At 57.3% G+C, this 7,060-nt stretch carries 6 protein-coding genes; 4 read left to right on the forward strand and 2 right to left on the reverse strand.

Annotated features, from left to right (window positions below; translation table 11 throughout):
* Positions 1 to 6 precede the first annotated feature (6 nt).
* Positions 7 to 1,659, reverse strand: coding sequence for a Mu transposase C-terminal domain-containing protein (locus HEP89_RS29470; RefSeq protein WP_168693814.1), 1,653 nt, complete (start codon positions 1,657 to 1,659; stop codon positions 7 to 9).
* 68 nt (positions 1,660 to 1,727) lie between these two features.
* On the opposite strand from HEP89_RS29470, the gene HEP89_RS29475 reads away from it, so the two are divergent.
* The 4 genes from HEP89_RS29475 to HEP89_RS29490 all read left to right on the forward strand — a co-directional run bounded on the left by HEP89_RS29475 (position 1,728) and on the right by HEP89_RS29490 (position 6,333).
* Entirely contained in the window at positions 1,728 to 2,813 is a 1,086-nt protein-coding gene (locus tag HEP89_RS29475; protein WP_168693815.1) for an RHE_PE00001 family protein, read from the forward strand.
* 103 nt (positions 2,814 to 2,916) lie between these two features.
* A complete protein-coding gene (locus tag HEP89_RS29480; RefSeq protein ID WP_075284026.1) occupies positions 2,917 to 3,834 on the forward strand; it encodes a hypothetical protein in 918 nt (305 codons plus the stop codon).
* Positions 3,824 to 4,312: a hypothetical protein gene (locus HEP89_RS29485; RefSeq protein ID WP_075284027.1), complete on the forward strand. Its 489-nt coding sequence runs from the start codon at positions 3,824 to 3,826 to the stop codon at positions 4,310 to 4,312. The genes HEP89_RS29480 and HEP89_RS29485 overlap by 11 nt, the downstream gene beginning before the upstream one ends.
* Positions 4,309 to 6,333, forward strand: coding sequence for a hypothetical protein (locus HEP89_RS29490; RefSeq protein WP_075284028.1), 2,025 nt, complete (start codon positions 4,309 to 4,311; stop codon positions 6,331 to 6,333). Before HEP89_RS29485 ends, HEP89_RS29490 begins: the two co-directional genes overlap by 4 nt.
* 65 nt (positions 6,334 to 6,398) lie before the next feature.
* Here HEP89_RS29490 and HEP89_RS29495 read toward each other — a convergent pair whose 3' ends face one another.
* Positions 6,399 to 7,028, reverse strand: coding sequence for a TIGR02391 family protein (locus tag HEP89_RS29495; RefSeq protein ID WP_228873471.1), 630 nt, complete (start codon positions 7,026 to 7,028; stop codon positions 6,399 to 6,401).
* Positions 7,029 to 7,060 lie beyond the last annotated feature (32 nt).

The raw sequence follows: 7,060 nt of genomic DNA on the forward strand, positions 1-7,060 counted from the left end.
GGCCGGCTACCAATCCTCCACCGGCAGTGTCCGCTTCCGGCGCACGGGATGGTCGGCGGGACCCGGTGCCGGCTCCTGCAGGGCGTCATAGGGCTTTGTCGCCGCGCCGGCGTGGGCGCTGCGGACGGCATCGCGCAACTGGCGCTTCGACGGTTTTGCGGCTTGGACAACGGTTGCGATTTCCCGGCGGAGCGCCACTTTTGCCACGCTTGAACGGTGGTTTGCCGCACGCCGGCGGACGCGCTCGCCCTGATGCTCCCACAGGGTCAGGGATGCAAGCGCGCCATCGCGCCGGCCGACGGGCCGAAACCGCCTTGTGTCCGGATCCCGGACATAGACATGGCTGATGTCACGGGGATCGTAGCGCACGTCCAGCTTTCCCAACCGGTCGCGCTGTGGAACGAAACTGCCGAGCCACGGTGCGTAGTAGTGCAAGGCAAACAGGCTGATCCCCTGCGGTGACAATTGCCGTTCTGTTCCGGGCAGGAACGACAGGAGCACGCCCTGCGGATCGTCCCTGAAGTGCGGCAGCCTTGCAGCGTTACGGTGCCATTCCGTCATCGGCACCTTCAGCGTCTTGGAATTTTCCTGGCAGTTGTGATCGAGCACGGCGAGCGCCACGCACCGCTCCAGCTCCGCGAAGGTCAGCCGGGCGCGCCGCGCGCACGGATAGTCGTCGCGATCGGCAATCGAGCGCCCGGACGACCCTGGACAGGCGGCGAGAACCGCGTTCAGCTTGCCCAGCAGCCGCTCGACCACACCGCCCTGATGAACCCGGCCCCGATCGCGATAGCGAATGCGGATAGAATAGTCGTCACAGCCGCGTTGGAATGCGTGTCCCTTGAACTCCCGGGCGGAATCCGTAACGAGCAGCCGAGGCCGGCCGAACATGGGCCAGGCATGATCGAGACGGCGGGCGGCCAGCCATGTGTCTTTCGGGCACAACGCCTGGGCGAGGCAAAGCGCGACGGACAGGACCGAAGGCTTTTCCAGAGTGAGGCAGAAGCCGAGAATGCAACGGGTCGCCACGTCAGTGACGATCGTCAGGTAGGGCCGGCCGACGAACAGCCCGCTGCCGTCGACAACCTCCACGAAATGAATATCGGCCGGCGTATGGTCGATCTGGCAGACGTCGAGCGGACGCGCTGCCTGAATATAGCCCGGCCGCGGCTTCAGCCGGTGCAGGTGCTTCGGATTGGCCGACCGCTTCCCGGCGATCTCTTCGGGCGAAAACAACACCGGGATCCGCCGGGCGACCGTAACATAGGAGGGTTGGGGAAGTCCGGCTTCCTCACAACGGGCGCGGATCTCGGCGACGGCCGGGGCAAGGGGCGGCGCCTCCAGCGTCAGCCACTGCGCACGCAGCGTCGCGGCGATGATGGCCTCGATCTCTTCCGAAAGCCGCTTGCGCCGGGTTGCGGCACTGCGCGGTACCAGCGCGCTCACCCGGCGTTCGCCGCGATAGCGGGCGAGCAGATTGTAGACCTGACGCGTCGACAGGCGCAGCTCCGCCGCAGCCCGCGCAATGGCTGGCTGCCTTGGACCTGAGCCATCGAGAATCCTGTCAAGTTCACGGGCGATCCGACGCGCCGTCGTCCATTGCGCGTCCGAAACCGACCGGATGGCCGTTGACGCCTGATCGTGCAATCGTTTTGACAAAACCGGAGGGTCACTGAAATCGTTAGCGAAAAAACACGTCACATCTAGACGCTAAACCTAACAGACCAATGACATTTGCCCGATTGAAATGCCAAAGCAAAAGCCACAAAGATGCACTCGCACGGCTTGATGAGCGTGTTGCCCGATCTGAGGTCGGACATGGCTTTGCAGAGCGGGCTGATTTCTTCGAGGCCGTCTCCAACATGTGGGTGGCCGGCGAACTTGTCCATCTGGAAGACTTGGTTCTGCACGACGCCAAGATGGACGTTCGCGCACCAAGCCACGAGCTTGTCATTGCGCACCGGATCGTCCGGGCGAGACGACGGGCGATGAGAAACAATCCAGGTTGGGCGATCTCGCGGGCTGGGATCATTGCCTTTGCGGGGATTGCCGAACAGGAGGATGAACTTCCCAGAAAACTCAAGAGGAGAGGAGAGGGGAGGGATCTCGAAACGGACGAGCACGATGCGCTTCCTCCGGAATTGGCAGAGTTCGACGAGGTGCTTGCGGAAACCAGCTGGCTGGTAGAAGCCGTTCCCCCCGGATCTACCAGAACCCGGCAACCAGACCTCATTGTGGGCGAGTTGGTCATCAGGGATCCTGATTGGGACGAAGCCGAACGGATCTCTGAATGGCTCGAGTTGGTCAGAAAAGTTGACACACTTCCGGCAACCCTGGCCGCAGCGGTTCTTTGGGATGGCTGGGAGCAGCTCGAACCGCTTCAGCGGCAGCATTGGCTTGGGCAGGTGCTCGTTTCGGATTTCTTAAGATCGCGAGGAAAGGTTCAATCACATCTCCTGGCTTTCTCCGTCGGGCTGCGAGAGATGCCTCGTGAGCGGCGGCGTGCGCGGGATAGAACAACCAGGCTGAGTGCCTTCCTCGAAGCAATGATCGCTGCGGTTGGTGCGGGAATGAAGGAACTTGATCGTTTGACGCTAGCAAAGCATCAGCTCGAGCGGCGTGCTGTCGGCAAGAGATCTACAAGTAGTTTGCCCGTCGCCATTGAGCAACTGTTGTCACGGCCGATCGTGTCGGCACAGATGCTCGCCAACGCGGCCAGGATCACGCCGCGTGGCGCTCTGAACCTTATTGGCCAACTCGGCGTGCGCGAGATTACGGGAAGGGGACGTTATCGAGCATGGGGTGTGTTGTGAGCTAGACGTCGTCTAGGGTCGATATACCTACGATTGCACGTATTGAAATATCCTCGATCACAGATAGACTTGCCGAATTCGGGGCGGGGGCATATTCGTGACAATGTTGAGTGCAGTTCAGGTTTGGAACCCAGACGATTGGGAGCACTTTGCACTCAGTCTTCTTCAAGGCCGTCATGGTCCCTTAAATGTGCAGAAAATACCAGCCGCACACCAAGGTGATTATGGAGTCGACTATTACTGCACGACGGATGCTGTCGCCTATCAATGCTACGCCGTCGAAGAGCCAGTTGATATCGCCACGCGTGCGGACAGGCAAAAGAAGAAGATAACAACCGACCTCGGAAAGCTGATTGCAAATCACGTTGAGGTTGGAAAGTTGTTTCACGGCACGCTGATCAAGCATTGGGTGCTAATGTCGCCTTTGCACGATAGCAAAGACGTAAATCTCCACTGCGCAAAGAAGACGAAAGACCTCAGGGAGGCAGGTTGCGTTTCGCTGGACCCAGCTTTCGAGGTGACAATTCAGGATCCAGGCGCCTTTCCATCGGAAGCAGTTGCGAGTGGTATGGCGTCGCTTTCCAAGGTTACGCTTTCGATTCCTTCCCCGACCCAATCGGAGGTCGATAGCTGGTCTGTCGGGTCTACAAACCTTTTGACCAACGCGACCGAAAAGCTGAAAAAGCGCGCCTCACCAGATCAATTGGACGAGTTCGTGGCTGAAGCTGTTCGCTCGTTCTTACAAGGCAACGCGTTGCTTGATGCGTTGCGGTCAAGTTCGCCCGAACTTCACGAAAAGGTCATTACAGCGGTCAAAAGCCGAGCCCGCCGCCTTCAGTTCGCTGGCCCACAAGCGGGCGACACAGCTGGACAGGTTTTGAATGCAGAGCTTGACGCGCTCATCTCTGCAATGCGGACAGCTGCCCCGAGCCTTTCTGCCGAGAATGCCGAACAAATTGCCTACGGGTCAATTTGCGAATGGATCATGCGGTGTCCACTGGATTTCCCCAATGTCCAGTGAAACACGATTTCGCACCGCCATCCTGGGCGGATCATTCACATTTACAGCTCGACCGGACCCTGTTCCTGGCGACCTTCGAATGTCATGGGGAATCGCGGTCCTGATGCTCGCGCTGTTTTACAGTCGCGGGAAGAAGTCCAACTTTCAAAAGCTTCAGTTTCTTGCCCATTCTGTGCGATTGCCAGAAGGCCGGGAAGAGGTTCGAGGCCTTCTTTCGGGAGAGTATCGCCCAAACGAGGTTTCGGTGCGTGTCGAGCCCTCTCTGAATAGAGCTGTGGCGTTTGCGCACGCTCTGGGCATGGTCAAGATCGACAAAGGAACGTCGATCTCACTTACCGACAAGGGAGTGAAAGTGGCGCAGGCAATCGTCAAGCAAGGAGAAACGCTCGCCGAGGAAGCGAAGTTTTTGAGCGAGGTGGCGCCTCGAATGACTGATGCGTTGATGAAGCGGGTCTGGCGTTTGGAGGATTTGATATGACGTTGCGCTTTCGACACCTGAGGTTGCGGGCTGTCACAACGGATGGCGTTTATGGTGCCGACGTTCCTTTTACTTCCGGATTGACCGTCCTCTGGGCGGACAACACCAAGGGCAAATCGACGTGTATGCAAGGGATGTTATACGCGTTGGGTCTGGAACGAATGTTGAGCCCTCGGAGAGAAATTCCGTTACCGCACGCGATGACAAGCTACCTCAATACAGACGAGGAGAAGCGTGTTGAGGTGATCGAGTCGAGCGTTTCGCTCGAAATCGCCAATGGTGAGGAACAAATCATCACCGTTCATCGCGGCGTGAAAGTGGCGACAGATACTAGATTGGTATCAGTAGATTTCGGAGCGGCCTTGTCAGAGGGCACCAATGATCTCAGACGGCAAAACTTCTTCGTGCTGGATCCAGGAGCCGCCCAAAGGGAAGACGGATTTCATCATTTTCTGGAAGGCTTCCTCGGATGGCATTTGCCGCAGGTCCGAAGGTATGATGCGCCAGAAACGAAGCTCTATCTGGAGACGGTGTTCCCACTTTTCTGGGTGGAACAGAAATTTGGCTGGACGGCAATCCCGGCTGCTATCCCCACCTACATGAGAATTCGAGAGGTCCACAAACGGGCTGTCGAATTCATCATGGACCTCGATGTTTACAAGCTTGAAGTGCAGCGCGAGCGATTGGCGGAGCGCGTCGCAGCCAATTCGAAGGTATGGTCGGTTACCAGGCAAGATCTGGAGCGGTTCGTAGCGCGAGGCGGCGGCAGGATCGCTTCACTCAGCGAGACGCCTATTGCGGATCTCGGTGCGTTGTCAAATGCTCACATTCAATTGGCCGATGGGACGAATTGGGTACCGCTAAACGCGGTTGCTTCCAAGCTCAGAGGTAGCATAGCAGACCTGGCCGCCACGGCAGTACCAGACGTCGAAGACCAGTCGGAGGAAGTTACGCAAAAACTGCAGCAGATGACCCAGCGGGTCGATGATTTGAACGCTGAGAGAATTCGGCTTCACGGACTGCAGCAACTGAAATTAGCTGACTTACAATCTCTGCGAAGGCGAATTGCTTCACTCGACGAAGACCTTCAGAAGAACCTCGACGTCCAAAGACTGCAAAGGTACTCGGGTGTCACTGCCGCATTGACGCCGGATCGATGCCCGACCTGCGAACAGGCTCTCGCGGATACATTGCTGGCGCAGGAAGCCCTCTCCGTCATAATGCCGGTTTCGGACAACATCGAGTACATCCGATCGCAGAAAAAAATGTTCGAAGATATTCTCGTTAGGGAGGAAAGGGACGAGAACGACCGGAGGGAGCAACTCTCTGCTGTCGGCCGGCAACTGTCGGATCACTACACCCAAATCCGACTTCTTCGTTCGGAGTTGGTAGCGCCAGGTACCAACCCCTCGGCTGCCGTTATCGAGGAACGCATACGGGCAGAAGCGAGATTGAGGGACCTAGAGGCGCTGCAGGCCGTTTTTGATGATGCGCTGGATCGGTTTCGGGGTTTGCAGGAGGCCTATACTGAGCTTCTGCGAGAGCAAGCGGAGATTCCTAAAGAGAAGCTCTCTCCGCTCGACAAAGATAAGCTTGGTCGCTTGACGCGGCTGGTGCAGGGCCGAGCTGCAGACTTCGGATTTAGTACATTTTCACCCTCCGAACTGTCGATCTCTGAGGACAGCTACAGGCCCGAGAAGGAAGGATTTGAAATTGGGTTTGAGACTTCCGCGAGCGATGCGATTCGTCTGAAATGGGCCTACCAAATGGGCCTGCTCGAGCTATCCAGCGAACAGACGACCAACCACCCGGGTCTGCTCGTATTCGATGAACCGCGTCAACAGTCATCGTCACGTCCAAGTTTCAAAAACTTGTTGGGTCGTGCTGCTGGCGCAAAAGAACGCGGGCAACAGGTGATCTTCTCTACCAGCGAAGACATTGAAATCTTAAGGCCCATCACGGCCGGAATCGATTGCAATGAAGTAATCTTCCCTGGATACATTCTTCAAAAAATCGACTGATTCGCTCTGCTTCAGCAACCTCTGTCCACCGGCTGCTGTGGAGCGGAAAACTGCATGACGCTGGATTATAGCCGGGACGGCGTTGTGGCTGCATCAATTCGCCGATGCATCAGCGAAACCATGGAAAGCAGGTCTTCTGCGTCTTTCTTTGACATCTTCCAATAGATTCGCGGCGCGTGCGCGGTCGTGTTGCGAAACATACCGAAAGTGCCCTTCAGGAGATTGCAGAAGCCCTTTTGCTCGCTCTTCTCGCTTTCCGTTGACAGCGCGTTGATCGCCAACATCGGCCTGTCACCGCCGAAGGCGCGATCGACGAGAACTCCTCCGTCATCAGTTAGACCCGTTCGAGTTCTAATTTTTTCCGCGACGCTTTTTACAGCCTCGAGGACGGCGTGGAAGTAGTTGTCAGCGAGAAGTTCTTCGCGGCAGAAACTGAGAACGTCCGGGTGGACACCTCGGCTCGCAAGGTCTTCTCGCAGTTCTCTGGCGCGCTTGCTGGCTTCCGAAAGTGTCTGAACGGCGCTGGCCGAGACGAGTTGGCCCGATGCTTCAATCGCCAAGCCTGCGAATGCCAAAGCACGGTTCAGATTCTGGCGCATAGGGGCCAGAACAAGATTTGCAATAAATCCTGCGCTTAGCTGGAACGAACACCGAACTTTCGATTCGACCAGTCTGATAATCGCGACCTGCCACAACAACAGTCTTCATTTAAGGAGAAATTCGCACA

This window comes from Labrenzia sp. 5N (assembly GCF_012395805.1).
Taxonomy (GTDB): domain Bacteria; phylum Pseudomonadota; class Alphaproteobacteria; order Rhizobiales; family Stappiaceae; genus Roseibium; species Roseibium algicola.